General features: G+C 58.3%; 21 protein-coding genes. 9 read left to right on the top strand and 12 right to left on the bottom strand.

Annotated features, from left to right (window positions below; translation table 11 throughout):
• Position 1: 1 nt before the first annotated feature.
• The 5 genes from EQG79_RS04415 to prmC form a co-directional block, all read right to left on the bottom strand.
• Positions 2-3,340 (bottom strand): SusC/RagA family TonB-linked outer membrane protein, encoded by a 3,339-nt coding sequence (locus EQG79_RS04415; protein WP_129600219.1) that lies wholly within the window; start codon positions 3,338-3,340, stop codon positions 2-4.
• Between the two features lie 78 nt (positions 3,341-3,418).
• On the bottom strand, positions 3,419-4,303 hold the full coding sequence (locus EQG79_RS04410; protein WP_129600217.1) for a hypothetical protein: 885 nt from the start codon (positions 4,301-4,303) through the stop codon (positions 3,419-3,421).
• Between the two features lie 211 nt (positions 4,304-4,514).
• Positions 4,515-5,027, bottom strand: coding sequence for a peptide-methionine (R)-S-oxide reductase MsrB (msrB, locus tag EQG79_RS04405; RefSeq protein ID WP_129600215.1), 513 nt, complete (start codon positions 5,025-5,027; stop codon positions 4,515-4,517).
• A gap of 32 nt (positions 5,028-5,059) precedes the next feature.
• Entirely contained in the window at positions 5,060-6,037 is a 978-nt protein-coding gene (locus EQG79_RS04400) for an AAA family ATPase (RefSeq protein ID WP_129600213.1), read from the bottom strand.
• Between the two features lie 80 nt (positions 6,038-6,117).
• Positions 6,118-6,966 carry a peptide chain release factor N(5)-glutamine methyltransferase gene (prmC, locus tag EQG79_RS04395; RefSeq protein WP_129600211.1) on the bottom strand — a complete coding sequence of 283 codons (849 nt, stop codon included), beginning with the start codon at positions 6,964-6,966 and terminating at the stop codon, positions 6,118-6,120.
• 149 nt (positions 6,967-7,115) lie between these two features.
• Between prmC and EQG79_RS04390 the strand changes: the two genes are divergently transcribed.
• Positions 7,116-7,502: a hypothetical protein gene (locus EQG79_RS04390; protein WP_129600208.1), complete on the top strand. Its 387-nt coding sequence runs from the start codon at positions 7,116-7,118 to the stop codon at positions 7,500-7,502.
• Positions 7,503-7,579: 77 nt separating this feature from the next.
• On the opposite strand, the gene EQG79_RS04385 is transcribed toward EQG79_RS04390, so the two are convergent.
• Positions 7,580-8,053, bottom strand: a complete 474-nt coding sequence (locus EQG79_RS04385; RefSeq protein ID WP_077919050.1) for a hypothetical protein — start codon at positions 8,051-8,053, stop codon at positions 7,580-7,582.
• Between the two features lie 103 nt (positions 8,054-8,156).
• Here EQG79_RS04385 and ribD point away from each other — a divergent pair, with 103 nt between their 5' ends.
• Positions 8,157-9,188, top strand: coding sequence for a bifunctional diaminohydroxyphosphoribosylaminopyrimidine deaminase/5-amino-6-(5-phosphoribosylamino)uracil reductase RibD (gene ribD, locus EQG79_RS04380; RefSeq protein ID WP_129600207.1), 1,032 nt, complete (start codon positions 8,157-8,159; stop codon positions 9,186-9,188).
• A gap of 380 nt (positions 9,189-9,568) precedes the next feature.
• Here ribD and nagA read toward each other — a convergent pair whose 3' ends face one another.
• Entirely contained in the window at positions 9,569-10,747 is a 1,179-nt protein-coding gene (gene nagA / locus EQG79_RS04375) for an N-acetylglucosamine-6-phosphate deacetylase (protein WP_129600204.1), read from the bottom strand.
• Between the two features lie 121 nt (positions 10,748-10,868).
• Here nagA and EQG79_RS04370 point away from each other — a divergent pair, with 121 nt between their 5' ends.
• From EQG79_RS04370 to EQG79_RS04360, 3 genes are all read left to right on the top strand, one after another.
• Positions 10,869-12,146: a 3-phosphoshikimate 1-carboxyvinyltransferase gene (locus EQG79_RS04370; protein WP_129600202.1), complete on the top strand. Its 1,278-nt coding sequence runs from the start codon at positions 10,869-10,871 to the stop codon at positions 12,144-12,146.
• Between the two features lie 144 nt (positions 12,147-12,290).
• Positions 12,291-12,635, top strand: a complete 345-nt coding sequence (locus EQG79_RS04365) for a DUF4260 domain-containing protein (protein WP_077919046.1) — start codon at positions 12,291-12,293, stop codon at positions 12,633-12,635.
• 221 nt (positions 12,636-12,856) lie between these two features.
• The gene (locus EQG79_RS04360; RefSeq protein ID WP_129600200.1) at positions 12,857-13,744 is read left to right on the top strand and encodes a hypothetical protein; all 888 of its coding nucleotides are present in this window, start codon (positions 12,857-12,859) and stop codon (positions 13,742-13,744) included.
• A gap of 65 nt (positions 13,745-13,809) precedes the next feature.
• Here EQG79_RS04360 and EQG79_RS04355 read toward each other — a convergent pair whose 3' ends face one another.
• Both EQG79_RS04355 and EQG79_RS04350 read right to left on the bottom strand, forming a co-directional pair.
• Positions 13,810-14,862, bottom strand: coding sequence for an AraC family transcriptional regulator (locus EQG79_RS04355; protein ID WP_077919044.1), 1,053 nt, complete (start codon positions 14,860-14,862; stop codon positions 13,810-13,812).
• Complete coding sequence (locus EQG79_RS04350) at positions 14,862-15,611, bottom strand: helical backbone metal receptor (RefSeq protein WP_129600198.1); 750 nt, start codon at positions 15,609-15,611, stop codon at positions 14,862-14,864. The genes EQG79_RS04355 and EQG79_RS04350 overlap by 1 nt, the downstream gene beginning before the upstream one ends.
• Positions 15,612-15,731: 120 nt before the next feature.
• Here EQG79_RS04350 and EQG79_RS04345 point away from each other — a divergent pair, with 120 nt between their 5' ends.
• The 3 genes from EQG79_RS04345 to EQG79_RS04335 are packed head-to-tail and all read left to right on the top strand — an operon-like array spanning position 15,732 to position 20,284.
• A complete protein-coding gene (locus EQG79_RS04345; RefSeq protein ID WP_129600196.1) occupies positions 15,732-16,610 on the top strand; it encodes a GLPGLI family protein in 879 nt (292 codons plus the stop codon).
• A gap of 59 nt (positions 16,611-16,669) precedes the next feature.
• The gene (locus EQG79_RS04340) at positions 16,670-19,630 is read left to right on the top strand and encodes an outer membrane beta-barrel family protein (protein WP_129600194.1); all 2,961 of its coding nucleotides are present in this window, start codon (positions 16,670-16,672) and stop codon (positions 19,628-19,630) included.
• 45 nt (positions 19,631-19,675) lie between these two features.
• Positions 19,676-20,284, top strand: coding sequence for a hypothetical protein (locus EQG79_RS04335; RefSeq protein ID WP_129600192.1), 609 nt, complete (start codon positions 19,676-19,678; stop codon positions 20,282-20,284).
• Positions 20,285-20,412: 128 nt separating this feature from the next.
• Here EQG79_RS04335 and EQG79_RS04330 read toward each other — a convergent pair whose 3' ends face one another.
• The 3 genes from EQG79_RS04330 to EQG79_RS04320 all read right to left on the bottom strand — a co-directional run bounded on the left by EQG79_RS04330 (position 20,413) and on the right by EQG79_RS04320 (position 24,150).
• The gene (locus EQG79_RS04330) at positions 20,413-22,032 is read right to left on the bottom strand and encodes a hypothetical protein (protein WP_077919039.1); all 1,620 of its coding nucleotides are present in this window, start codon (positions 22,030-22,032) and stop codon (positions 20,413-20,415) included.
• A 33-nt stretch (positions 22,033-22,065) separates the two neighbouring features.
• A complete protein-coding gene (locus EQG79_RS04325; RefSeq protein ID WP_129600190.1) occupies positions 22,066-22,776 on the bottom strand; it encodes a hypothetical protein in 711 nt (236 codons plus the stop codon).
• Positions 22,777-23,079: 303 nt separating this feature from the next.
• Positions 23,080-24,150: a M42 family metallopeptidase gene (locus EQG79_RS04320; protein ID WP_077919037.1), complete on the bottom strand. Its 1,071-nt coding sequence runs from the start codon at positions 24,148-24,150 to the stop codon at positions 23,080-23,082.
• Positions 24,151-24,341: 191 nt separating this feature from the next.
• Between EQG79_RS04320 and EQG79_RS04315 the strand changes: the two genes are divergently transcribed.
• Entirely contained in the window at positions 24,342-25,628 is a 1,287-nt protein-coding gene (locus EQG79_RS04315; RefSeq protein ID WP_077919036.1) for a sialidase family protein, read from the top strand.
• Positions 25,629-25,694 lie beyond the last annotated feature (66 nt).

Below are 25,694 nucleotides of genomic sequence, written 5' to 3'. Positions count from 1 at the left end.
CCTAGAAAGAGATGCGGGCGCCGATGTTGTAGCCCCGGGCCAGCGGGTACATGCCATAGTCGACGCCCGGGGTCAGGTTGACGCCGGCGTTATAATCGACTTCGGGGTTGTAGCCTTTGTATTTGGTGATGGTGAAGGCGTTGTTCACATTGGCGTAGACCCGAAGGCCACCCACTTTCACCCGACTCAGGAGCGACGCGGGCAGGTTATAGCCAATGGTCAGGTTGGTGCAGCGGAAATACGACCCGTTTTGCAGGTAGAAGGTAGACAGGCGGGTGCTGTTGCTCTGCGTACCACCGCGGGCGGCCCGGTATACCTGCCCGTTGCCCGGCTGTGCTTCGGAGCGGTAGCGTTCGTCGACAACGGCATACTGGTTGCCCGATGCTTCCATGTTGAAGACGTAGTAGTCCTGCCCGTCGAGCACCTGGTTGCCTTGCGAGCCGTTGAACGATGCGTTGAAGTCGAGCGCTTTGTAGCTGGCGGTAGCCGACAGACCGTAGGTGAATTTGGGATAAGGACTGCCAATGACCCGTTTGTCGGCATCGTTAACTACGCCGTTGCCGTCAACATCCTCAAAAATCAGGTCGCCGGGCCGCAGCGGGTTGCTCGATGCCGTAGAGCGGGCGGGGCCTTTCCGAACGTAGCCGGGAGCAAAACTCTGGGTAGCGGGGTTGTAGTTGGCGTTATCCTGCGCAATGGCTTCCATGTCGTTTTCCCGTACCATACCGACCACCTTGAAGCCGTAGAACATACCGACCGGCTGACCTTCCTGCGTGGTGTGGGTGATGTACTGCCGTTCGGCACCGACCGAGAAAATGGCGTTCGAGCCGCCCATGTCCAGCACCCGGTTCTGGTTGGTGGCAATATTGCCGCTCAGGTTGACTTTGACATCCTGCGTCGAAACAACCCGGCCATCAATCTGGAGTTCAATTCCCCGGTTGCGGATGCGCGAGTCGCGGAGGTTGGTCAGGATCGACGATGTGCCCGAAACGGCCGAGATCGGCTGGTTGAACAGCAGGTCATACGAGTAGCTGAGGTAGCCGTTGGCAATAATCAGGAGCCGGTTGTTGAGCAGGCCGAGATCCAGCCCCGCATTGAACTGCGACGTAGTTTCCCAGCCCAGCGCCTGATCCCGGATGGCCCCGGCCCAGTAGGCAGTGTTGATGGTGTTGGTGCCGAAGACAACCCCACCCGGGTTGGCCATCGTTTGCAGGAAGCTGTAGTTTCCGATGTTGTAGTTACCGGTCAGGCCCCAGCTGGCCCGCAGTTTCAGGCTGGAAGCCGCCCCCAGCCAGTCGCGGTAAAACGGCTCGTTGGACACGGTCCAGCCCGCCGACAGGGATGGAAAACTACCCCAGCGGTTGAGCGGCCCGAAGCGCGACGAGCCGTCGGTACGGAAAGCCGCCGTCAGGAAGTAGCGCTCATCGAAGCTGTAGGTGGCCCGGGCCAGGTACGACAGCAGCGTTTCTTCAAACTTACCCGTGGCGAGTTCGCTGCCACCGGTATTCAGGAAAAAGTTGGTCGGGTCGGCACCCCGTCCCGTAATTTCCTGAACGCGGTCATTCTGAAACCCCTGCGCCGACACGCTGATGCGGTCGCCGGTAATCCGCTGGGCCGTATAGCCACCCAGCAGGTTCAGGTTGTGCAGTCCGAACTGACGGCTGTAGCTGGCCGTAAACTCGCCCAGCACGTTCTGCGTCGTGGTGGTCTGGGCGGTGGCGCGGGCGGCCGCAATGGCCTGGGGCGAGTAGGGCGGGTTGTTGCCGTTACTGAGGCTGGTGGGCAGGTAGTATTCGTACTTTTCGTTGAAGGTCTGCAGGCCCAGATTTGCCCTGGCGATGAGCCCCGGAATGATCTCGTAGCTGGCGGTTCCATTGTAGGTGCCGCGCAGCCCTTTGCGGGTGATGTTGGTCTCCTGCGCCAGTGCTACCGGGTTTTCGATGGTCTGGAACCCAAAGGTCGGCTGCTGCGACGCGGCTTCGTTCTTGATCAGTCGGCCGTTGTCGTCGTAGGCCCGGAAAATAGGCGGAAAAATCAGCGCGCCCAGGATCGGGCCCTGGTTGAACCGGCCTTCCTGCACTTCGCGGTTGTTGGTTGAGGTAACAAAGAAGCTGGCCCCTACCTTGAGTTTCGCGCTCAGGTCGGCGTCGATGTTGGCGCGCAGGTTTACCCGTTGCTGCTTCGTGGCCACGATGATCCCCTGCTGATCCTGGTAGCCCGCGCTGAGCAGGTAGCGGAGGTTGTTGGCCCCGCCCGAAAACTGAACGTTATGCCGGTTGAGGGGGGCGTTGCGGTAGAGCGCATCCTGCCAGTCGGTGTCGTACTTCGGGGCGATGGCCCGCTGGCTGGCAAAATCGTAAAATTCGGTCGGGATGCTGACCGAGCCGGCGTTCCCTACGTTGGCAATCCGGGTGGCGTTGGGGTCCGAGAAGTTGGCGTTGGTGAAGGGCTTCCCGGCGTTCTGCATCAGGTCGCGGTAGGTATTGTTGCGGGCGTCGATGAGCAGGTCGACAAACTGGGTCGAGTTCAGCAGCTTCACCTTTTTGGCCAGCTGATTGATGCCGAACTGGTATTCGTAGTCGAGCTTTCCCTTGCCGTCTTTGCCGCGTTTGGTCGTGATGAGCACCACGCCCCCCGAGGCCCGCGACCCGTAAATAGCGGCCGAAGCGGCATCCTTCAGGATGTCGATACTCTCGATGTCGTTCGGGTTGATGAACACGTCGTTCCCGGCCGGAAACCCGTCGATGACATAGAGTGGGTCGGAGCTGGCGTTGATCGAGCCGATACCCCGCACCCGGATCTTCGTACCGACGTAAGGCGCTCCGCTCACCTGAGCCACCTGAACGCCAGCTAGTTTGCCAACCAGGGCCTGACCAAGGGTAGGAGCCGCCAGGTTCAGCTCGCGGGCTTTCACGTTGGCAATGGCTCCGGTTACGTCGCTTTTCCGCAGGGTCTGGTAACCCACCGCCACCACTTCGGCCAGCTGGTTGACGTCTTCTTTCAGGCGGATGGTCAGCGTCGGCTGGGTGCCGACCACGATTTCCTGCGCCATAAAGCCAACCGATGATACGACCAGGGTAGCGCCGGGGGCAACATCGATAGAAAACCGCCCGTTGGCGTCGGTGACGGTACCTTTGCGCGACTGTTTATCGACAATGTTGACGCCGGGAATGGGTTGGTTCTGCTCGTCGGTAACGATACCCGTGACGGTAACGAGCCGATTTTCGCTGGTGCTCCAGCCGGTCGGCAGGCCGCTGACCGGCTGGAGCACCGTTGTGCCGAGGGTCAACGCCAAAGCGCCAGCCCAACGCCGAACGCGTGAGGTTGAGTACTGCTTCATATCAATAGGTTGTCTGTTTGGTATTCGTACAGGAAGGCGCAGACCGAAGGGGCTGGGTGCTTTACCAGGGTGGCCGCTTTACCAGCTGAGGTCTACGAAATGCGCATTGTTCGTGCGCGAGGAGGTGACGGCCAGGCCGGTTGTCTGGTCGTTGAGCAGGGCAAATCCCTCCAGCTCGTCAGTTTTATCGAGGTCGATGGTGCGGAGTACGTGCTCGCGGCCCGTTTCGATGGATTTGCTGAGATCGAGAAAGGTAAACCGCCACCGGCGGCCTTCTATCTGGTTCTGAATCAGGACCAGCACCCCTTTGGCGGGTATCCAGTGGAGATTCTGTACCCAGGGTGAGCAGGTGAATTTTTTGACAACGACACCCGGTTCGCTGGTTTTTTTTGCCGTGGCCAGCCGGGCCGGATCGTACAGGCGTACCTCGTTGGTGCGGTTACCGTAGTCGGCGGTAGCCACGTACCAGCGGTTCTGGTACTGCACGTATTCGGGGCGGGTTCCCTGAATGCAGGCGTCGTCTTCGATGGTGTTGAGCAGGTTCCCGTCCAGGGTTCCGGTGTTGAGCAGCCCGGCCCAGTTGACCGAATAAATAACGGCCCGCCACCGGGTGCCTTCCGGATTTTGCGACGCGTCGCCCGGCCGGATGCTGTTGCCGATGAACGTTGGCCCCAAACCATTATACGCAATGCCGGTGGGATGGTTGATCACATCCTGTCCGCCTTTGGTGAGCCGGATTTCCTGACCCGTGTAGGTAAGCGCTTTTGGCCCGACCGTATATGTGCGAATCATGCCCACTTCGCGGTCGCCGTAGAGATAGGCCCTGCCGTTCAGAAAACTCACCCCCTGGCACGCGCCCAGCGAATCGACGGTTGTTGCGTGGGTCAGGGTCAGACCAATATCGGCCCGGTCGAGGAAAAACAGGCTGAGCGAGGAGAGGGAGAGGAGTAACAGTAGCTTCATGCGCATCCGGTTTCGTTGAGAGAACGGTTGGCGGCAAGGCCCGAACGAGGGGCTGCTTTTGCCACCACAAAGGTGGGCTGCGGATGTGATGCGAGTTTTATCCTACTGTTTCCGTAGTGTTATGATTGGCGGTCGTCGGCCAGGCCCGCTTCATACCACGCACGCATTGGGCCGTTGCGGGAGCCGGCAGAACCCGCCTTCCGCTCATCGATCAGCGCGCGGCCGGAATAAACGTCAGCGCTACGCCGTTCATGCAGTACCGCAACCCGGTAGGGTCGGGTCCGTCGGGAAAAACGTGTCCCAGGTGGGCGTCGCAAACGGCACAGCGTACTTCCGAGCGGTTCCCGTCGGGTTCGGTATAGACGGCGTTTGACAGGATAGGGGCGAAGAAGCTGGGCCAGCCCGTGCCCGACTCAAATTTGGCGGTCGACGCGAACAGGGGGTTGCGGCAACCGGCGCAGGCGAAGGTGCCGGGGCGGTGTTCGTGGTTGAGCGGACTGCTGTTTGGCCATTCGGTACCGCGCTCGCGCATGACCCGATACTGGGCAGCCGTCAGGATCTGGCTCCAGTCCGCATCGGATTTTTCGACCCGCCGGTTGCCGGGCGAGGTGGCGCCGGCGGGTCGGCGGTGGGGTGGGCGTGGCGTACCGAAATAGGTGGCGTAGAGCCAGAGCCCCCCGGCAACCAGCACCGCCAGGAGTAAAAAAAGCTGGGTTTGCTTCATACCGGCAGAACACCATCAGGCCCGGCCCGGGTTCATCGGCCAATAGCCACTTTTCGCAGAATGGAGTCGATGACCTGCAGGGGCGTTACGCCATCCGCTTCGGCTTCGTAGTTCAGCATGATACGGTGGTTGAAGACATCGGGCGCTACTTCCTTGATGTCTTCGGGCAGGACGTAATCGCGCCGGTCGAAGTAGGCGAGGGCTTTGGCGGCTACGTTCAGGTGGATACTGGCCCGGGGCGACACGCCGAACTGAATATAGCGGGCTTCGTCGCGGAGGTTGTACTCCATGGGTCGGCGGGTAGCAAAAACGAGTTCGATGATATACCGTTCCAGGGTTTCGGAGATGGTGATGCCGTTGATTTCGTCGCGGATGGCCACCAGATCTTCCTTGCCCAGCACCGGCTGCACCTCATAATCGAAGTTCATATTCGACATCCGGCGCATAACGGCCAGTTCGTCGTCTTTGCTGAGATAATCGACAAAGACCTTCATCATGAACCGATCGACCTGGGCTTCGGGCAGCGGATAGGTACCTTCCTGCTCGACGGGGTTCTGGGTGGCCAGGACCAGAAACGGGCGGTCGAGAACGAAGGTTTCTTCGCCGATGGTTACCTGCTTCTCCTGCATGGCTTCGAGCAGGGCCGCCTGCACTTTGGCGGGCGAGCGGTTCACTTCATCGGCCAGAATCAGATTGGCAAATATAGGTCCCTGCTTCACCTCAAACTCGCTGGTCTTCTGGTTGAAAATCATCGTGCCGATCAGGTCGGCGGGCAGCAGGTCGGGCGTAAACTGAATGCGCTGAAAGTCCAGTTCCAATACTTTGGCCAGGGTGTTGATGGTCAGTGTCTTGGCCAGGCCCGGTACGCCTTCGAGCAGAATATGACCACCTGTGAAGAGGCCGATCAGCAGCCGGTTCAGCAACCGTTCCTGCCCAACCACGACCTGGCTCATCTCGTTGAATACCTCGCGTATTTTAGTGTGGTAGGCAAAAGAAGTGGCGGGCTGCATAGGAAAATAGAGGACTGATTACTGAGTGTTTGGTTCTGTATACGGAGCCGCCAGACCGCCGTGTCGACGGACTGGCCGGGCTAAAACGCAGCCCGAATGCTCCGGTCTTTGCCGTGAATATCTTTATAGACCTGAATGTTCGAGAAGCCCCGTTCGGTGAATACCTGCTGGGTGGCGCTGCCGAATCGTTCGTTAATCTCGACGTAACAAGCGCCGTTTCTGGTCAGGTGGCGGGTGCAGAAATCGGCTACCGCTTTGTAAAATACCAGCGGATCGTTGTCATCGACGAACAGGGCCAGATCGGGCTCGTAGTCCAGCACGTTACGGTCCATGCCGGCCGCTTCGGAGCGGGTTACGTAGGGCGGATTGCTGACCACCACGTCGTACTGCTGCCCAAAATCAGGGGCTACGTTCAGGATATCCTGAATAGCAAACGTAACGTCGGCGTTCAGGTGCCGGGCATTTTGCCGGGCCAGCGCGAGCGCATTTTCAGAAACGTCCCAGCCCGTTACGACCGACTGGGGCAGAAAGCGGGCCAGCGTTACGGCAATACAGCCACTGCCCGTACCGATGTCTACGATGGGTACATCGTCGGTACGGTCGGCAAAATCGTGCATGATCAGGCGCACCAGGTCTTCGGTCTCGGGCCGCGGAATGAGCACGTCGGGCGATACCTCAAACTCCAGTCCGCAGAAGATGGTGGTGCCAATAACGTGCTGGATGGGCTCCTGCCGGTTCAGCCGTTCCAGTATCCGGAACCAGTCCGGTTCGGTGCGATTGGGGGGTAAGGGTTTGTCGGTCAGGACGTCGGTTTTTCGGAGTCCGAAGTAATGATCGAGCAGCATAAAGGCCATTTCGCGCGCTTCCTCAGGCGCGTAGGCGGTAATGTTCTTGCTTAAGCGGTCGTATAGCGGTTTGGCTGTGGCCATTCGGTGTCAAAAGTAATTGAAGTGTAAAACTGGCAAAAAGGCGGGAGAATTCTAACCGTTTTCTAACCCCGAACTAACCCGGCTCTTAGGGGCTTACCCCACCTTTGTACCATCGCAACGGCGATACAGAGTATCAAATTAACAGAACGATGAAAACGACCCTATTGATAGTGACCGGTTTAGTGCTGACTACTGCGGCTGCCACGGCCCAGAGCAGCAGCACCCGTCATGACCACACATATTCGACGCACAATTACAAACATGCCAATAAAAGTGCTGAGGCCCGTCGCTGGGAGCAGAAAGCCGGAACACCGGTGCTGCTACCGGCTGCTCAGGGGGCCGTGGCCAACTATAAACAGCCTGTACCGGGTACGACACCGTCGGGTAGCCTGATGGTAACGGCCAATGAACCGGCTTCGCTGGCCAGCCGCAACTATAAAACCGGCCATGGACCATTCACCACGGCTGATCAGGGCCAGTACGTAAAACGAGCTGGCGATAAGAAAACGGCCGATAAAACGGCCGTCGGGGAATAAGTAAGCACACCTGTTTAACGAGAGACAAATGGCCCGGATCGTTTCCGGGTCATTTGTGTGTTTGGGGAGTTCGATGGTCAGCTCCCGCGCTGGCATTGGCGGATGGAGGTTTCGAACCGCTGCTGAATGGCCTGTATCCGTTTTTCGTCGCGGGTGTTCAGGTCGAATGAGGTGTGTCCGCCGTCGCCTTTTTCGCGCAGCGTTTTCGAGAAAATGCCAACCTTTACTTTTCCTTTTACCTGGTTGGCCGGAACATCCAGGACCAGGGTGTAGTTGCCGTTACTGGCTGCTTTATAACTTACCTTGCGAATTTCTTTCAATGGCCAGTTCATGTCCATTTTTACCCGGATACCTTCTTCTTTTGTGTCTACATTCATGGTCATCAGGCAGTCGTTGAAGTCGAAAACAGGTTTGGCTTCGCTGTTGTCGACGAGCTCGTTCAACTGTTCTTTGAGCCAGGCGGTGTTTTCGGTCAATGTTTGGGCCTGGGTGGTTTTGGCCGTCACCAGGCCAAGACCCAGTAGGAGGGAAGCAATGCATATGCGAAGCATGACGTAATTTGGGTTGGTTGTTAAGAGGTATAGAAAAGCAATATAGTACTATAATTGAATCTGATCGTGTAAGTCAGATGCACTCATTTACAATCTGGTGACAATGAATGAACAATATATGCGTCGTGCGCTCGAACTGGCCGCGCTGGGCCGGGGCCACGTCAGCCCCAACCCGATGGTGGGCTGCGTGATTGTGCACGGCGATCGAATTATCGGCGAAGGCTGGCACGAGCGCTACGGACAGGCCCATGCCGAACGGAATGCCATACGATCGCTGCGTCCCGAAGATGAACCGCTGCTGACCGACAGCACCGCTTACGTAACCCTCGAACCTTGCTCGCATTACGGCAAACAGCCTCCCTGCGCCGACCTGCTCATCGAAAAAAAAATCGGTCGGGTGGTCTGCTGTAACGATGATCCCAATCCGCTGGTTGGCGGGCGGGGATTCGACAAACTGCGGGCGGCTGGCATCCCGGTCGAAACGGGCGTACTGGCCGAAGCGGGTCGACGGCTTAACGCCCGCTTTTTTACATTCATGGAGAAACAGCGGCCGTATGTGATCTTGAAGTGGGCCGAAACGACCGATGGGTATCTGGCGGGTCCGGGTGGTACGCCGGTGCAGATCAGCGGCCCCCTGTCGCAGCGGCTGGTACACCGCTGGCGGACCGAAGAAGACGCGATCATGGTCGGCACCAACACCGCCCACACCGACAATCCCCGGCTTAACGTGCGGCTGGTACCCGGCCGAAACCCGATACGGATCGTTATCGACCGGGCGCTTCGGCTGGATGCGGGACTCCATCTGTTCGACGGGTCGCAGCCGACGTTACGGTACAACCTGATCAAAACGGAAACCGTTGGACAGACGACTCTGGTACAGCTGACGGCCGATGAGCCGGTTCTGCCCCAGCTGCTCGCCGATCTGCGGCAACGGTCTGTTCAGTCGGTCCTAGTAGAAGGGGGAACCACCCTGCTCAACGCCTTTATCGACGCCGGTCTCTGGGACGAAATGCGGGTGTTCCGCAGTCCAATGCTACTGGGCGCAGGTATCGAAGCCCCCACCGTGCGAGGTACCCTCTACGACCGCGAGCGCGTGGGCGACGACGAACTAACCACGTACCGACGGTTGGATTGATAATGTTAGGGTTTTCCTTGGTCCCGTCGGGAATGGGATTGGTCCCGTCGGCATGAATGCCGACGCTATTGATTGGTCTAATGAGTCCGGATCTGGCCCGGGGCAATCCATGAATAGCCCCGACATTTATGCCGGAGGTTGGTAGCGGTTGGGAATTGGTTGCGTCGGCATGAATGCCGACGCTATTGATTGGTCTAATGAGTCCGGATCTGGCCCGGGGCGATCCATGAATAGCTCCGGCATTTATGCCGGGGTTTCCCGAGGGTCTGCAATGGTCCCGTCGGCATGAATGCCGACGCTATTGATTGGTCTAATGAGTCCGGATCTGGCCCTGGGGCGATCCATGAATAGCCCCGGCATTCATGCCGGGGGTTGCCCGATCAAGGCGCCATCAATTCGCCCGAGGCCCATACGCTTTTTGTGGTTAGCGACTGGTCGAGCCGAAGCAGGTTGGCGACGTAGCCGGGCTGAATTTTTCCTAACTCGTTGCCCATCCCGATGATCTCCGCCGGAATCGTGCTGGCCATCCGCAACGCATCGGACAAGGCGATGGCGGCCTGATTGACCGCCACCCGAACGCAGTCGATCAGCGTCAGGGCTGATCCGGCCAGTTTCCCTTCGTTGTTGACGTAGCGGCCGGGTCCGTTGGCATCCGGCTCGTAATGAACCACAAATTCACCCAGCGAGAATGTAGCCCGTGGCCCGGGGCGGCCCGGTGAGCTGGCAAACAGGGCGTCGGAGATCAGAAACAGCCGGTCGCCCAGCAACTTATGGGCAATCCGGATCGTGGCCGGATCGCAGTGGTAGCCGTCGGCAATGATGCTGGCCCGAACCGCCGGGTGGTCAAAAACGGCCCCCACAACGCCCGGCTCGCGGCTCTCGAACCCACGCATGGCATTATACAGGTGCGTAGACAGGGGCGTGAAACCACTGTCGAACGACTGCCGGGCCTGAACATAGGTCGCGTTGGAGTGGCCCAGCGACAGCAGCGTGTTCGTATGTTTCAGCCGCTGGATGGTATCCCGTTGCGAAGGCGTCAGTATCTCGGGGGCCAGCGTCAGGATGCGGATCACGTCGGCGTTGGTACCGAATAGCGTTTCCAGCTCGCCCTCGGCCGGGGTTCTGACGTAGGCGGCACTGTGGGCGCCCCGCTTGATGGGGTTGAAATAAGGCCCTTCTACGTGAATACCCGGCACCCCGAACGGATTCTCGTGCCGAACGGTCTGTACCGCGGCCATTGCCTGCTGCATCAGATCGAGTGAGGTCGAATGAATCGTGGGCAGCAGGGTTGTGGTGCCATTGCGGGCGTGAGTATCGTATATGTGGCGAACCGTGTCGGGCGTAGGCTGATCGTTGAGGAAACGGTGAGAACCCCCGTAGAGCTGCAGATCGATCAGGCCCGGCACCAGGTAATCGCCGTTGATATCCAGCACATCGGCATCGGAGGCCGTTACGGGATCGGTGGTCAGTTCCTGGATACGACCGTTGGCCAGGCGCACCGACGCACCGGGTAGCCACTCGTTGCCGGTGAAGACAGTGGCGTTGGTAATGTAGTTCATCTGCGTCTCGGAAAGGCTGTTTTTCGTGCGACCAACCGACTGTCGGCCGTAAACATGGCCGGAATCTAGCGGTTATTTCGTTTTTTTGCGAACTAATTCGAGCCATTACCCATCCTGTCTTTTGAACGCCGTTCGTTTATCTCCTGCTCCTGGTCCCGTTCGGGCTACTATCCCGCTGGCTTCGTCGAAGAGCGAAAGCAACCGCGCCCTCATTCTCGATGCCCTGACCGGTTTCCGGTGTGACCTCCGGAATTTATCTACGGCCCGCGATACGCAAACCATGATTCGGCTGCTGAAAGCAGGCGCGTCAACGGGGCTGCCCGACACGGCCGATGTGCTCGATGCGGGTACGACCATGCGGTTTCTGACAGCCTACTTCGCCGTAACGGGGCAGCCGAAGATCATGACCGGAACCCCCCGCATGTGCGAACGGCCCATCGGTATCCTGGTCGATGCGCTCCGAACCCTCGGGGCCGATATTACCTACCTTAACAACGAAGGCTACCCACCGCTGCAGCTGAACGGGTTCAGCGCGTCGGGCCAGCATACGCTCAGCATCCGGGGCGACGTGAGCAGCCAGTACATCTCGGCCCTGCTGATGATTGCGCCGGCGCTGCCGCAGGGACTGACCCTGACGCTGACGGGCCCGATCGGTTCGCGGCCGTATATCGAGATGACGATAGCGCAGATGGTCTATTTCGGAGCCGATGTGCAGGCTAACTGGGACGAACGAACCATTACGGTAGCTCCCCAGCCCTATACGCCAAAACCGTATCAGATCGAGTCCGACTGGTCGGGTGCCAGCTACTGGTACAGCGTGGTGGCCTTGTCCGGCGATCCGGATACCACCATCGACCTGCTCGGACTGAAGCCGCAGTCGTTGCAGGGCGACAGCGCTATTGTCGAGATCATGCGGGCACTAGGGGTCGAGAGCACCTTTACCGATCAGGGCGTGAGGCTGACCCGGCGCCCGGCCGAGTCGGCCCTGAGCTGGGATTTTACCGACTGTCCGGATCTGGCGCAGACCGTGGCCGTCTGTGCGGCCGTTAGCGGGGTGGCGCTCACCCTGACCGGCATCGAAAGCCTGAAGATCAAAGAAACCGACCGCGTGCTGGCCCTGCAGACCGAACTTCAAAAACTGGGGGCCGAGCTGGTAGAGGTCGAGTCGAACCACCGCTACGAAGTCCGTTCGCTGACTGGTGCCGTGCCGGAGTCACCGACGCCCGTTATCGATACCTACGACGATCACCGGATGGCCATGGCCTTTGCGCCGGTGGCGATGCAGCGTTCTGTCATGATCGAGGAGCCAGGCGTTGTGGCCAAGTCGTACCCCTCGTTCTGGGAAGATATGGCTAAAGTTGTCACGGTGGAGCCGCTGGCCGAAGGGACTAAAGCCTAGCTGATCATGCCGGGGCTGGTGGGTCGATCGACGACGATGCGATTTTCGTAATTGGTCAGTAAGATTGCTTTTTTCGTCATCGACCGCCCGGTCGGTTCGTCGGACCTTTGTAGGGTACTAAACGTTCGCACGAACACCAATCCAATGAAATACCTGCTCAAAGCCGAAGAATTCGCCCTGTTTCTGGCGTGTGTGTACCTGTTTTCGCAATTGACGTTTGCCTGGTGGTGGTTTCCGGCCCTGCTGCTGCTGCCCGACCTGAGTATGGTGGGGTATCTGATCAACCCGGCCGTGGGTGCCGTAACCTATAATCTGGTTCACCACAAAGCGCTGGGTATCCTGATCGGCATCTGGGGGCTGGCTGTCGGTAATCAATACCTGATGCTGGCGGGGATCATGCTGGTAGCGCATTCGAGCATGGACCGGGTGGCGGGCTACGGCCTGAAGTACGCCGATAGTTTCAAGCACACCAGTTTAGGAGGGCTGTAGAAGCAGCGGGGCTGGCGCAGACAGGCGCCCCCGGTGCGGGCTGACCGGGATGAACTAACTACCCTCCCGACAGGCGATTGGGGTAAGCCGACACCGATGAAACACCGTATGGGGTTAGCGTCTCAGTATCAATTCGGTCTATTCATCATATGAAATAAGTCGACTGCTTTGTTTTGTCAAAAATTCGCCTGTTTTTTGCGTGTCTCTGCATCAGATCCGTTATGAACTACACCGCCCGTTTAACCAGCCTTTTTTTAGGGAGCGCTCTGCTCGCTGCCACCTCCTGCCAGAAACTGGCTCCCATCGACGCTGAGGTTGCCCCGACCCGGCTAACCCTGCCTGCTTCGATCGACTATCATGCCGAGGGTACGCTCGCTCACCTCGTCTACCGGTCTCTATTTACCTACAACGCGGCCAATCAGCTGGTGTCGGTTCGCGACTCGCTGCTGGCTGCTTCGCCCGGTAACCAACCTGTAAACCAGTGGGTGCGGTTTGCGTATGACAATAACCGTTTGTCTGCTATTTCGATAGACGCGCTTTCTGACGATCGTGACTCAGATTCGTATGGTCAAGCCAAACCGGGTCGCTTCGAACTGGCGTATACCGGTCAAACGATCAATGCTCGTTTGGTGATCGGGGGCCAGACCGTTAAAACGGCCTCTTTTGCCGTCGACCAGCAGGGGTATCCGCTAAAGACAAATGTCAGTCTGGGTCAGCTCTTTCTGGATAGCCGGGGGAACCTGGATGCAGCGGCCGAATCGAGCTGGAACAAGGCGCGCAATCCGAATAACTTTTCCGAGGTGGTAAATCAGCAGTACGATCCGCACCAGAACGTGTTTGCGCAGAGCAAAGAGTATCAGATACTGACGGCGCTACTAGCCGTTTTTAACCGGGGGGTGTTCTCCTCCGGCCTGGTTGGACTGGATAATGCGCTGACGACCAATAATCTCCTGTCCCGTACTATAAAACACTGCACCGCCCTGTACGGCTGCAACACCTATACGCTGGTCAGCGAAACGCAGCAGGTCAACGAGCGTGGATTCCCGACGCAGCGCAACGCTCCGCTGGGCGCTATGGGTAATTTTCAGTATACGATCACCTACAAGTGAACCGAAAAATAAGCCTTCGAGCGCCTGTACGAGACCGAGTCTTGTCAGGCTGCCAAAGCTGGCATCTAGCTGGCGTACAACTGCTGACGATAGGCGCCCGGGGTCTGGCCGGTCCATTTTCTGAACGACCGAAAAAAAACGCTCGGCTCCGCAAATCCCAGCAGGTAGGCAATGTCGGTGGTGCTGAAATGCGGTTCGCGCAGGTGCTTTATCGCCATATCCCGGCGCACCCGATCCAGAATCTGCTGGTAGCTGGTCTGTTCGCTTTTCAGATGCAGCTGTAACGTCCGGATGCCCATAGCGAGCCGGTCGGCAACGGCCGCCAGCGTCGGTTCTTCTCCTTTCATCAATACCAGAATCTCGGTCCGGACCCGCTCGGTCAGGGCCGGGGTTTTCAGGCGTTTCATCGATTCGTCGGCCTGTTGGTCAAACAGGGTAAACAGCCCCGGGCTGGCGTTCAGGATGGGCGTGTCGAGCAGGGCGCTGTCGAGTACCAGGGCCGATTCGGGCGTGTCGAACCGGAGCTGGGCCGGACCGAAAACCCGTTCGTGCTGGCTGGTATCGGTGGGGCGCGGGTAAGCAAACCAAACCTCTCTGGCTACGAGCGTTTGCCCCGTCAGCGCCCGCATGGCCGCCAGGTAGACCGACAATTCTGACTCCACCGCATAGGCCGGAAAAACAATGTCGGGGCTGGTCAGCTGCAGCGACAGCACATAGGCCGACCCTTCGTGCCGACCGCTGGTGCGGATGCCTTCGCAAACAATATCCTGATACTGGATGAGCTTCTGAAAAGCCTGGCCCAGGCTGGGGCAGTGCATCATCACATAGGCCAGTACGCCAAACGACAACGGGTTCACCAGCTCACCGATCGAGAGCGCAATAGATGGATCGCCGGAGCGGCTTACGATTTCCTGCCAGAGGTGCTGCATGGTCCGGATCGGCAGTCGCTCGTCGGGGTTGCGGAGCCGGGCCGGATCGATGCCTACCGCCCGGGCCAGCTCCCCCGGGTCGAGTCCGCGTTGCCGAACCGCAAACAGAACCAGATTGACCGACGCCACCGACAGCCTATGATCGGAAGCCGGCGCTGGGCGGATAGCAGACGAGGCATTGGTAGCCATCAGGGATAGTAGTCTAGTTGGTTGCGTAAGTTCTTAAAATAGTCACCCGCCTGCAACAGTCGGCTGCCGTACCAGGAGAAAATCTCGCCATCGACAATCACGACGCGGGCCGCCGGACAGAGGGCCTGGAACTCGCCCCGGTGCTTTTCGCTGAAGGGGTAAGGCTCCGACGACAGGAAAATCAGATCGGGGTGGGCCGCCCGCAGCGCGTCGGGGTCCAGCTCGGGGTAACGGCGCTGATGGGCAAAGGCATTCCGGAAGCCTGCTGCGGTGAGCATGGCATCGATGAAGGTACCGCCTGCCGCTACCATATACGGCTTGCGCCAGATCAGGTAAGCAACCGAAGGCGAAGCCGAATCGGACGGAAAAGCGGGCAGGCTGTTCGTGATCCGGGTAATGATGGATTCGGCCTGCCGGCTTCTGCCGACGAGCGTCCCTACCTCGCGGATCATCGACAACGCTTCAGGAATCGTAGCCATGTCGGTAACGTGAACGCGGTACTGCTGCTGCAAGGCTTCGATCTGAGTACGAGTGTTTTCTTCCTTATTCGCCAGGATCAGGTCAGGCTGAAGGTCGTGAATACGGTTCAGATTCAGCGTCTTGGTACCACCCACTATGGGCTTGTTCCGTACCCGGTCGGCAGGGTGGATGCAGAACCTGGTGACCCCCACGATTGTATCGTCAAGTCCCAGATCGAACAGCAGTTCGGTTTGCGACGGAACAACGGAAATAAGGCGTTGGGGACTCATAGAGTGGTATTCAGCGGCACAATTTGGGCATTCGTCTCCTCTTTAACGTCTTTTAACAAAATACAATCCGCCAAACCGGATATTTATGCAACATTCAACCGACGAATCGCTCTTTAGGCCATGAAACAAAATCTATTCACCGCGCTCTTAACTACGTTACTGGCAACCTCGGTTGCGCTGGCCCAGACGCCACCTACGGCGGGAAAAATCACCTACGAAGGCATGCGCCGGGTCGACCTGTCGCAGGTACGGATGGTGATCAACGGTCAGGAAGTACGGCCCGGAAGTCCCGGCGCGCCCGATGCGCCCGAAGGAATGCCGGAGGTGATCTCGTTTACCCAGAAGCTGATTTTTTCGGGCACCATGGCCAAGGAAGAACGCGACCGGCCGCAGAACATGATGATTAGCCGGACCATAGGCGGTGGACCGGGCGGGGGCGTTCCCCGCGAAACCCGGATGGCTCCCCCGTTTGAGCAGACGACCTTCCTGGATCTGGCCAACCGCCAGCGTATCGACGTCATGACGATCACCAAAGATTCGGTGAAGACCACCTACCGGACGGAACGGCCCATGCCCAAACCCGAAAACTGGCAACCCTCCGACAAAACCCGCAAGATTGCCGGCTACCTCTGCCACAAAGCCACCGCTACGGCCCGTCTGGCCCGCCCCACTATGGGTGGTCGGCCTGGTGATGCGTCGGCTACCGCGCCGGCCCCCGGTGAAGCCGAAACCTATACCGTCTGGTACACGACCGAGCTGCCGTTTACCTACTCGCCCGTAGCCGCGCTGACGCCGGAGCGGGGCGTGGTGCTCCAGATCGAATCGGACAACGAATCCTTCAAAGCCACCAGCGTATCGGCCGAAGCGGTTGCCGATAGCGCCGTACAGCCCCCCGCCGATGCCAAAGCCATTTCGTCGGACGAGATGAACGAGCTACGCCGGAAATCGATGGCTACGTTCCGGCAGCGGATGATGAACGGTATGCCCCCCCGTAACTGAGAAAGCGCTCAAACCCGCTCGGTCAGTGGTGGCAGACCGGCCCGTTCCTCAAACAACTTATGAAACGACTTCTTCTGTTCGTCTTTTTGGTATGTCCCGTCTTCATGCAGGCTGCGCTGGCTCAGTCGGGCAGCATCCGGGGGGCGGTTGTGGACTCGTTAACCCGCAAACCCTTGCTCGAAGCATCGGTATCGCTGCTGTCGGCGCGGGATTCGTCGCTCGTTACGTTCGGGATTACCGATGGCGAGGGGCAGTTCACATTCCCGAAAGTGGCTGCGGGGGCGTATCGGGTGCTGGTAACCTACGTAGGCTACCGGGGTAAGGCCCGCCCCGTAACGGTCTCGTCGGCCACGCCCAATCCGGATGCAGGTACTATCGATCTGGTGGCTACCTCGCAGACCCTCGGCGAAATTCAGGTGCAGGGCGAAAAAGCGCCCATTGCCGTCAAAGGAGACACGCTCGAGTTCAACGCCGATTCGTTCAAGACCCGCCCCAACGCCCAGGTAGAGGACCTGCTCAAGAAGCTGCCGGGGGTTGAGGTCAGTCGCGACGGTACCGTAAAGGCGCAGGGGCAGGAAGTCCGGAAAGTGCTGGTCGATGGGAAGCCCTTCTTCGGTAACGATCCGAAAATGGCCACCCGCAACCTGCCCGCCGACATCATCGACAAAGTACAGCTCTACGATCAGCAGTCGGAGCAGTCGCAGTTTTCGGGGGTCGACGATGGCGACCGGGAAAAGACGATCAACATCACCACCAAAAAAGACAAGCGAAAAGGATCGTTCGGGCAGCAGTCGGTAGCGGCCGGGCCGCAGCCGGGCGAGGACGTTCGGTATTCAGCGCGGGCCAGCCTGAACCGGTTCAACAATGGTCGGCAGATCTCCGTGCTGGGCATGGCCAACAACCTCAACCAGCAGGGGTTTACGGCGCAGGACCTGGGCCTGGGCAGTAATTTTGGCGGGGCCGGTCAGGGTATGGGCGGGGGCGGAGGCAGTAACCTGGTTCGGGTTGGCGGGGGAGGCACCTTCGCCGGCGTGGGGAACGGGGGGCAGGTCGGCAACAATGCCATTACCCAGTCGTGGGCCGGTGGACTGAACTACCGCGACACCTGGGGCAAGAAAGTAGACGTGGCCGGGAGCTATAACGCCAGCCATACCAACACCCTGACCGATCAGCGCAGCCGACGCGAGAACGTACTGCCCAACGGCCTATCGGGTACCGGTCGGGCCGACTCGGCCTTTGTAACCAATCGCGACAACGGCTCCGACAATACCAACACCAACCACCGGTTCAACCTCCGGCTCGACTACCGCCTTGATTCGCTGACAACGATCCGGGTTATTCCGAACCTGTCGTGGCTGAATTCAGGCTTCCAGACCCGGAGCAGCTCGCAGACCCTCGACGGGCAGGGCCGCCCGGTCAACACCAGCAATACCAACTACAGCTCGACCGGAACCGGCTTTACCGCTAACAACTCGGTACTGCTGCTGCGTAAGTTTCGCAAACGCGGGCGAACCATATCCCTGAACTGGAACATGGCGATGAACGACTTCGATAACGAAGGGGTCAACCGCTCGCTCAACACCTTTGCCCGGCCCAACACCCCCATTTCGACAACGGCAAGCGGACCGGTTAGCCAGACGGCCCCCTTCGAACAGGTCATCAACCAGCGTAACGATCAGGAAACCCAGTCGGTAACCAACAGCATCAACCTCAGCTATACCGAGCCGCTGTCGTTGCGGCAAACCATCGAGTTCCACTACGCCCTGTCGAACAACAACAATACCTCGAACCGGTTCGTCAATAATTTCAACGAGGCCACCGGCCAGTACGACCTGCCCAACGCCCAGCTCAGCAACCGATTCCTGAATACGTTCATGACCAACCGGGCCGGTATGACCTGGCAAACCAACCGGCTCAAATACACCTACGCCCTTGGTTTCGACGCCCAGCAGGCCATGCTGAACTCGGACAACCTTACCCGTGACACTACTGACATTACCCCCGGCTCCACCTTCAGCCGGACGTTTACGAATCTGCTGCCCAATGCCCTGTTTACTTATAACTTCGAGAAAAACCGCCGGCTGCGGATCAACTACCGCACCCGCATCAACGCGCCCAGCGTGAGCCAGTTACAGCCCGTACCGGACAATACCAACCCGCTCAATATCCGGCTCGGCAACGCGGCCCTGCAACCCGAATATACCCATACGCTGTCGCTTAATTTCAACCGGTTTCAGCCAACTACCTTTCGCAATCTGTTCGCGTTCGTGAACCTGAGCCGGACCGATAACAAGATCGTAAACGCTACCCGTTTCAACGAAACCGGCGCGCAGGTGACGCAGCCCGTCAATACCGATGGTTACTATACGGCCAACGGGTCGCTGGTGCTGGGGCAGCCCGTTAAGCTGGGTCAGCAAAAGGCCAATCTGAACCTGACCACCAACCTGACCTACAACCGGGGCACCAGTTTCGTAAACGACCGGGCCAATCTGGCCAACAACTGGCTCGTGGGGCAGGGGCTGAACATCAGCTCGAACTTCACCGAAAAGCTGGACCTGAACCTCGGCGGCACCATCAATTTTCAGTCGGCACGGTACTCGCTCCAGCCGCAGCAGAACACGACCTTCCTGAACCAGACCGTCACCTTCGATGCGTTCTACCAGCTGCCGGGCGGCTTCACGGTATCGACCGATGTGTACTACAACCACTACGGCGGCTCGTCGGGTGCTTTCAACCAGTCGTTTACCCTCTGGAACGCCACGCTGGCCAAACAGCTGTTCAAGCAAAAGCAGGGCGAGATTCGTTTTCAGGCGTTCGATCTGCTGAACCAGAACCGCAGCATCGTCCGGAACGTGACCGACACCTATACCGAGGAGGTGCAGAGCCGGGTCCTGAACCGCTATTTTCTGGTCAGCTTTGTCTACAACCTGCGTAATTTTTCGGGCAATGCGCCCGGCATGAGTCCGTTTAACCGGCAGGGCCCCGGAACCGGTCCGCGGAGCTTCCGCCGGAACGGGTGAGTAAGTCAACGGCCCGATCGGCTTGTAGGAGAAACACACGCTACTATGAAAACGACTCTGCTGACAGTAGGGCTGGTATCGGCTGGCTTTGGGGCGCTCGCCCAGTCAACCGACGTGCCACCGGCCGACATCCAGATCAGGACCGCCGTGCTGGCGGCTCCGGCCGATAAGCAGGCCGGCGCTACCGTATACGGCTACTCGGCCAAAAACGAGTTCATGGTATTACGAAAAGGCACCAACGAACTGATCTGCCTGGCCGACGATCCGGCTCAGAAAGGGCTTAGCGTTTCGTGCTACCACCGCGATCTGGAACCGTTCATGAAGCGGGGCCGGGAGCTGAAGGAGCAGGGGAAGAAGCCCAACGAGATACTGGAAATCCGCGAGCAGGAGGTGAAAGCCAACAAATGGGCCATGCCAAAGAATCCCTCCTCGCTGTTTGTCTATACGGCCAAACCCGACAACTACGATCCGGCTACGGGCACCGTAAAAGAAGGCTACCTGCGGTCGGTGGTGTACATTCCCTACGCAACGGTCGAAAGTACGGGCCTGCCGCTCAAACCCGAAGCCCCCGGTATGCCCTGGATCATGGACCCCGGCACCCACCGAGCTCATATCATGATCAACCCGCCCGTATCGACCACCAGCGGCAAATGAACCAGCCTCTACCAACCGCAAGCCCGACCAGATTAGTCTGGTCGGGCTTGCGTGTTTAAACGATAAGATGACATCCGGTGATGAACAGGTCCTCCCTGACAAAGCTTGGCGTCGCGGCACCGGATCGGCTAGTTCTTGCAGGCCTGGGTGTATGACTTCAGCACGTATTCGAGCAGGTGTTCGGAGTCCTGGGTGCCGGAGTTGAAATCGACGCTGTAGCCGCCTTCGTAGTAAACGGTGGCGGTATAGCTCGTATTCGGTTTGAGGCCCGTCAGAATCCCTTTACCATTTTCGAAAGTAGCGACCGCAACGGGGGTTTTGCCGGTTTCGCCGTAGTAAACGCTGACGGTGGGGTATACTTCGAAATTCTTCCCGTTTTCACAGACCGCCCGCACGGTGAAGGCCGCTTTCAGCTGACCGGTCGGAATCGTAACGTCTACGCCAATATCACCGCAGGGATTGGTGCTGCGGGTCGAGCCGAGCAGGGTGTTGTCGAGCGGATCGTACAGCGCCAGTTCGTAATTACCAGCGGGCACGGTAAAGGAAATACGGCCATCGGTGCTGCTCTGCGAAGCGACAACCTGCCGGGTGCCGCCGAAGCCCTGATCGTACCTGAAAAGCGAATACACGTAGGCGGTACCCGTGGGCAGGTTACGAACCGTATAGGTGATCGAGCAGGTTTCGGCTGCGCGCTGGGTGGTTATGCTGTAGTACGACAGGTGAGTGATCGGAACGTCGACCGCCAGTCCGTTGGTTGCCTGCCGGACGGCCACCTCCCGCTCGAACGTCCAGGCGCCGGTTAGTTCATCGTAGCTGTAGATCTCAAGCCGGTCATTGACGGTGATGGGCCGACCCGTTGCCGGATTGAACGTCGTCGTCGGCACGCTCATCTGAATCATAACCGGCTGGCTGAACGTCGATACGATCTGACCGGCCGGATTCTTCATCTCGATCGCCACAAACCCGATTGGGTTGAAAAGGCCTTTGGCGTCGGTTTTACCCTGAGCACTTTTGGCCACCGGCGCCGTCAGACCACCCGGAAAAGCCTGCAGCGCTTCCGGACTTTGTCCGTTGAAGGCCACGACCGAGGTGGTTACGTTGCCCGTAACCGGGGCGCCTTTGCTGTCTTTCAGGGCCGTGCTGGCCGGAATGGACAGGCTCAGCTGGGTAGACGCGATTGAGCCGCTCGCCGGCGTCGTGATCTCAACCACCCGGGGCGACGTCACCACGCCCGATGCCGACGCCGGGGTCGACAGCGCTTTCGAGGCTGCACCCGTCGGGGGCGCGTCGAACTTGACCAGCCGGATCGTAAACGGATCGTTGAGGGCTCTGGTCAGGGTCAGGTTCATGCTGGAAGCGGTATACCCATCGGCGTCCACGACAATGCGCAGTTCGGCCGGGGTCGCGCGGGTTGGCTCGGCCCCGGTCAGGCCGATGAAGATATCGCCTTTGGGGGCTCGGTAGGTGCTGATGGCCTTACCGTCGAAGGTAATGGCCCGGCTGGCGTCTTTTCCTACGATGTACACCTGGATGGGGATCTGCAGCGGTAAGCCGGTTTTGGCGTCAACAACCAGCCCCTGGATTTGGGTTTTGGCCGGTTGGTAGTTCAGTTTGAACACCACATCCTTGAGCGGATCGATATTCTGAATGTCTTTGAGGTTCTGACAACCCACGGCTAGGCCGATGGTGGTAGACAGCGCCACTGCCTTGAGCAGAGAATATGACGATAACAAACGGAGATTCTTCATAAAAGGACTATACAGTTTGAAGGCTGGTATGGATTATAGTTTGTAGGCCAGGCCAATCGTGACAATCGGATAATACTTGAGGGGCTTCAGGTTATTTTCAATGACGGCACCCTGGTCCGACGATGGCTCCAGCAGGCCGGTCGTTTTGAAGGTGATTTGCGGAGACTGCTGGTAGAAAAAACCAACATCAGCCATGAATTTGAGTCGGCTGCGGGTGTATGGATTCCCGAAACCGAGACCGATGTAAGGCGCAATCTTGTTGAAGTCGGCTCTGCCGTCCAGGGTTCCAACTTCGTCGATGGTGAAGGTAATGTCGTTGAACTTCACGTCTTTGACCGGTTTGCCGAAAAAGCTGATCTGGTTAAGGTTGTAAAAAGCCCCACCCGTCAGCCGAAACCCGGACCGTTTGAACGGATAATAGTCGAGCAGCAGATTGGTGTTGAGGAGCTTCAGCTTGTAATCGAACCCGATCTGAATGTCGTCGGTGTCTTTGCCGCTTGTCAGCGTACCTGAGTAGCTGAACAGGTTGAGCCCAAGCCGGGCCGCCAGTTGCCGGTTGATGGAGTACCCAACGGCTACGCCACCGCCCGCCGAACCAGCAGAGAGCATGACGGCGAACCCAGGCCGATAGGGGGGCAGCGGCCGGGTCGGGGTGTTGATCTGCCGCTGATCGGTCGAAAGGTCAGTCTGGCAGTAGGCCGACAGAGAGGTAGCCAGCAGCAGGATGAGGTAGCTATATCGCATAGTGTGTTTGTTTATAATTTACGCTAATTTGGTAACAATATGTTATTATAGAATAGATTACGGGTATCTATATTTACTAAGTGGTGGTGAACCTAGTAAAGGGTATATTTCTTAGATAGGCTGAATTCTGATTTGAGGATCAATAAATTATGTATTCCCTATAGAAATAATAGTTTTAAAGGCATGGCAACCAGATCATTGCTCGCGGGCGGGCTACCGGCTGGCGTGGGTTTATAAACAAACAGGGAGCTGAACGTCGGTCCAGCTCCCTGTTGCAGGTGCCTTTCGGCCTGCGGGCGTTTTTTATTTGATATACCGGAAATCTTCGTTGCCTTTCAGGGCCAGCAGGGTTTCGTACATGAGTTTGATAACGTTCTGCACGTCCTCTTTATGAACGGTTTCGACGGTGGTGTGCATGTACTTCAACGGGAGAGAGATCAGCGCCGAGGCAATACCCTCGGTAGCGTAGGCGAAGGCATCGGTGTCGGTACCGGTTGAGCGGCTTACCGCCTGCCGCTGAAACGCGATGTCCTGAGCCTGCGCCACGTCGATCAGGAAGTCGAGCACGTTGTTCTGCACCGCCGGACCGTAGCAAAGCACCGGGCCCCCTCCGCATTTGAGATCGCCCTGTTCTTTCTTGTCGTACTTCGGCGACTGGGTGTCGTGGGTTACGTCGGTACAGATGGCCAGATCGGGCTTCAGTCGGCGGGCAATCATTTCGGCCCCGCGCAGTCCGATCTCTTCCTGTACGGCATTCACGATGTACAGCGTGTAGGGCAGGGTAATGTTGTTTTCCTTGAGCAGCCGCGCCACTTCGGCAATCATGAATCCACCCATGCGGTTGTCCAGCGCCCGACCTACGTAGAAACGATCGTTCAGTTCCATCAGCCCGTCGGAGAAGGTAGCTACCGTGCCGACATGAATCCCCATTTCTTCCACCTCCTGCTTTGTGGCAGCCCCTACGTCGATGGTAAGGTCGGTTACTTTCGGTGCGGCATCTTTGGCCAGATCGCGGACGTGAATGGCCGGCCAGCCAAAAATACCCGTTACCGGGCCTTTTTTTGTATGGAGCAGCACCCGCATAGACGGCGCAATCAGCGCGTCGGAACCCCCGTTGCGCCGAACATAGATATAGCCGTCGTCGGAGATGTAGTTGACGAACCATGAAATCTCGTCGGAGTGGGCTTCGATAACTACTTTATAGTCTTTGCCCGGCCCGATTACGCCCACCGCCGTACCGTAGGTGTCGACAATGTACTCGTCGGTATAGGGTTTGAGGTAATCCAGCCAGATCTGCTGCCCCGACGATTCGAATCCGGTCGGCGAGGCATTATTGAGGTACTGATACAGAAAATTTTTACTCGATTCGTTCATGGACGTAGAAGGAAAATGGCCTGTGTCTGCGGGCCGTTTCAAAGTAAACGGATCAAATATAAGCGGGCGCCCGACACGGTAAGCAGAATTTTTGCAAACAGCCGAACAAACATGCACGCCATCGTTTACCTTTGCTGTAACTTAGACTTAATACAAATAATACCTGGCCGTGCTGGTCAAATCCCTATCGTATGTGCACCTTTCTTAAGCGAATAACCTTCCTCTTTGTGCTGACTCTCTGTGGGTTGGCGAGCTATGCCCATACGGGCCTCTTCAGCGATACCACCCGCGCCTATGCGGTACCTACGCTATCCCGCACCCCCGCCGGTGAGGTGGCTCTGTCCTGGACCGAAAAAGACAATAATGGTACCATCTATTTCTATTGGGCCAGATCGACGGACAAGGGAAAAACCTTTGGCGACAAGAAGCTGATCTACGCATCGTCGGGCATTGGTAACTCGCGGCTGATGCGACCCAAACTGCTGTTTCGTAAGAATGGATCGCCGGTAGCTGTATTTGCCCTGCGCGGTCCCGAACCCGCCAACGCACAGGCCTCGGCCGCTCCGACCGCTGAGCATAACCACGGCGGACACGAAGGGCAAAACGCCCCGAAGACCGACGCGTCCAAACCGGCCCGTGGTGGTGGTCGGCCACGCGATCTGAGGATTGTTTATGTTACTTCCGCCGATCAGGGTAACACCTGGACCTTGCCCGAGCCGGTTCACGCTGATAAAACACCGAACATTGTACGCGGTTTTTTCGACGCCACCGTGCTGGCCAACGACGAGATAGCCGTAACCTGGCTGAACGATATTCCGGGCAACGAACACGAACAGCGCGATTTGCGGCTGGTAACAACAGCGGGCGGGAAATTTGGCGCCGAGCGCATTCTGGACCCCTACGTTTGTGCGTGCTGCAACATCAGCCTGCTGGTCGACCCCGTCGGCACGCTGCATGTATACTATCGCGAAAATCAGGACAACATCCGCGACATTGCCCGGATGAGCTCGACGGATAACGGAAAAACCTTTACCAAACCCGCCATTCTGTCGAAAGATAACTGGCAGATCAACGGGTGCCCGCACTCGGGCCCAACCTCCAGCGCGGGTGGCGGCAATCCGCTGGTAGCCTGGTTCTCGGGCACGACCGATTCTCCGGGTATCCGGGTGGTGAACGGACAGGGCAAGCGGCTGTTTGTCCTCGACGATCCTACCGCCAAAAATGCGTATCTGGTACCTGCTGCGAAGTCGTCGGTGCTGCTCTGGGAGCAGAGCCAGCCGTCGGAGAGTGGCATGAGCTCGGTAATTGCGTTCCGTACCATCGACGCGGCCGGTGCCGCGGCTACGCAGTACGTCAAAAATGCGCAGAACGGTACCAACGCCAGTGGGGTCGTGGTCGACGGTCAGCTGCTGGTGGCTTACGAAGTGCGGAAGCCCAACAATAAAAACGGTATCGGCTGGGCGTCTGTCAGCCTGTAACTCTAATGGCCTGCGCTTAGCAGCACGCGGAAGTGCCTACCAGAATGGCCACGTCTGACAAGGATC

This window comes from Spirosoma sordidisoli (assembly GCF_004138325.1).
Classification (GTDB): domain Bacteria; phylum Bacteroidota; class Bacteroidia; order Cytophagales; family Spirosomataceae; genus Spirosoma; species Spirosoma sordidisoli.
Note: the sequence above shows the minus strand (reverse complement) of the source record. Positions and strands in the feature narration are given on the sequence as shown.